3 protein-coding genes are annotated in these 2466 nt (G+C 50.0%); all 3 read right to left on the bottom strand.

From position 1 onward, the window contains the following. Positions 1-35: 35 nt before the first annotated feature. Positions 36-1208, bottom strand: a complete 1173-nt coding sequence (locus ACKWMY_RS28025) for a phage major capsid protein (protein ID WP_409487525.1) — start codon at positions 1206-1208, stop codon at positions 36-38. Between the two features lie 208 nt (positions 1209-1416). Continuing rightward, positions 1417-1770 carry a hypothetical protein gene (locus ACKWMY_RS28020; protein ID WP_409487524.1) on the bottom strand — a complete coding sequence of 118 codons (354 nt, stop codon included), beginning with the start codon at positions 1768-1770 and terminating at the stop codon, positions 1417-1419. Positions 1771-1783: 13 nt separating this feature from the next. Beyond that, the gene (locus ACKWMY_RS28015) at positions 1784-2047 is read right to left on the bottom strand and encodes a hypothetical protein (RefSeq protein WP_409487523.1); all 264 of its coding nucleotides are present in this window, start codon (positions 2045-2047) and stop codon (positions 1784-1786) included. Positions 2048-2466: the final 419 nt, after the last annotated feature.

The following is a 2466-nucleotide window of genomic DNA, read 5'->3' as shown; positions in this document are numbered from 1 at the left end:
AGACAGAAAAGGGGCCGTAGCCCCTCCGCTGATACTTACTTTTTGATTTCCAGTACCTTGATGGCGTTGGAATCCATCAGCCCGCCGCCCAGGTACTTATCGGTATGCACCTTGTAGAAGCCAGGCTCGGTGATGTTGTCCGGGCGGGTCCGGGTACCGGTGTCGTGATCCACGATGAAATAGCCGCGCTTGAAGTCACCCACAGCAATTACTGGCAAGCCTGCAGCGGCGTCTGGCATGTTCTCCAGGTAGTGAACCGGGTGGCCCAGCAACATATCCGGATCACCGGCTTGCAGACGATCGCGCCAGATGTAATCTCCATTGCCGTTCTTCAGCTTTTGCAGCATGGCGGCGGTGTTGGAGTTCATCGCCCATACGGCATTTTTGCGGTAGCGGCGGCGCAGCTTGAAGACCAGATCGATCAGCTCATCAGCGGTGGGAGTAGTACCAGCGGAAACCATTTTCTCCAGGGTGCCGAACGGGCGAGCGCGGTCACCGGTAGCAGCGCGGGGATAGGCCAGGAACCCTTTGGATTTTTTCGCCCCGTCACCGTTCACCAGGTCGGTTTCTTCGGTTTCGGCGAAAGTGTCGCTGATCTCTTCGGTCAACCAGCCCAGAATATCCACATCGCTAAAGTCGAGGATTTCCTGAGTGGTTTTCGGGTAAGCATAGATAGGGTTCAGCTTGATACTGACCTCTTCCAGCTTAGGCGTCGCGGTTTCGGTACGGGCATCACCTTCGGTGCCACGTCCTACCGCCGCGCCGCCTACGGACACGAGTTTTTTGTATTCGTTGGATTTGGTGGTCTTCACCGTGCAGATCTGGCGCATCACGCTTTCATCCGCCAACATGCGCATGATCTCGGTATCCAGCTCAGGGATAACGGAATAGCCACCGCTCTCATTGACGGTGGTCGATAACATGCGGGTTTCGCCAGTCATGATGTAGTGACGCAACTCTTCATTGGTTACAGTCTTGCCGTCTTTGGCTGGCTTGGCGTTTCCACCTTGGGCGCGTTCTTCATCAGCCAGGGCTTCATAGCGGCCAATATCAGCCTGTAGGGCGTCGGTCTGAGTGCGGAGTTCGTCGAACTGGGTAGCCTCTTCGGTGGTAAGGCTGCGTTTCTCATCTTCGGCCTTGGTCAGCAGGGAGCGCATTTGGGTAGCGAGTTCGGCTTTCTTCTGGCGGAGTTCAATCAATTTTTTCATAGCGGTTTCCGTATAGTGTGAATACAGACGGGAAACCAACTCAGAGAGGGAAGCCGCTTAACAGATTTCCAGTGCGGAAAGGTGGGTGTTAGGCGGCTAAAGTGACGGCTCCCGTCGGAGTGTCACCCCTCAACATATACATGAAAATAAAAAATGAAACCCCTCAAAAATAGAGGGGTAATCATGAGTAATCATGGGTACAAAACATTTACACTTCTTTTTTCTTAAACGCCTCTATCGCACATACCCAATAACCAATAGTGCTATCTGTTTCACAAATTAAATCATTGAGCCTTTCGCTTGGCTTGGCCCCTTTCCTGATTTTGTCGATCGCCTTCATGTAGGAATCGTAAATTGCTGGCTCAATAAACTGCCTCTCAAAGGCGGTGAGTTCACCGCGTTTAAGTTGCCCCTGAATTTCCTTCAATGTGGCTTGAGCATACTCTTTTAACTCTGTCACTTTATCACTAATAGCCGCATCTGCTTTATACCGTGGATACATGACATTCAAATCCTCGGAGATATCATCAACACGGCGTTTAATTTCAAGTAATCTTTCCATATCACCCTCTTCGTTAAATATACTCGGTTACTAATTTATGACCCACTGGCACGTCTAATGGGATTGCTTCGCCATTTACCTTAATACACGGAAGCACTTGCTTCACAGGCTCATCGCTATAGATATGCCAGTAGTTCACATCGACATAGCTGATCACATCATGTACCGCGACAACCTCCTCTGTTTTGCGGTTGACTATCTTCACCCTGATACCTTGACGCGCAGGGTGTATATCCAGTATTTCAATGCCCGATCTTCTTTGGCTAGGTTGTGTCATTTTTACCCCCATTTCATAGAGAAAAGTTTTTTACCCCTAAAACTGTCCGTACTGTCCGCCCTTGCCACTTTATCAATATAAATCATAAATTTAAGCAGTCAGACAGTTGGTACAAAACTGTCCGCCACTACCCGCCCAAACTACCCGCCCAAGGGCGGACGGTTCAGACACTTACTACCAACTGTCCGCCCACTGTCCGCCCTATTTAATTATATGTATTTATTATATTTTTATTCTAAGGGCGGACAGTTCAGACAGTTTATTGAAGAAAAAACTATATTCCTGGCTCGTTACCCATAGGGTCACCGCCGCCCGTGGCGGCAGGTAGCCACTCTTCGGCCTCATCCAGCAACATGATGTTGGACTGGATACGCCCTCGGGTTGCCTTCTTCTTGGATTCGGCCTTCTTATACTCTTTG

The organism is Serratia sp. J2 (assembly GCF_046269175.1).
Lineage (GTDB): Bacteria > Pseudomonadota > Gammaproteobacteria > Enterobacterales > Enterobacteriaceae > Chania > Chania fonticola_C.
Note: the sequence above shows the minus strand (reverse complement) of the source record. Positions and strands in the feature narration are given on the sequence as shown.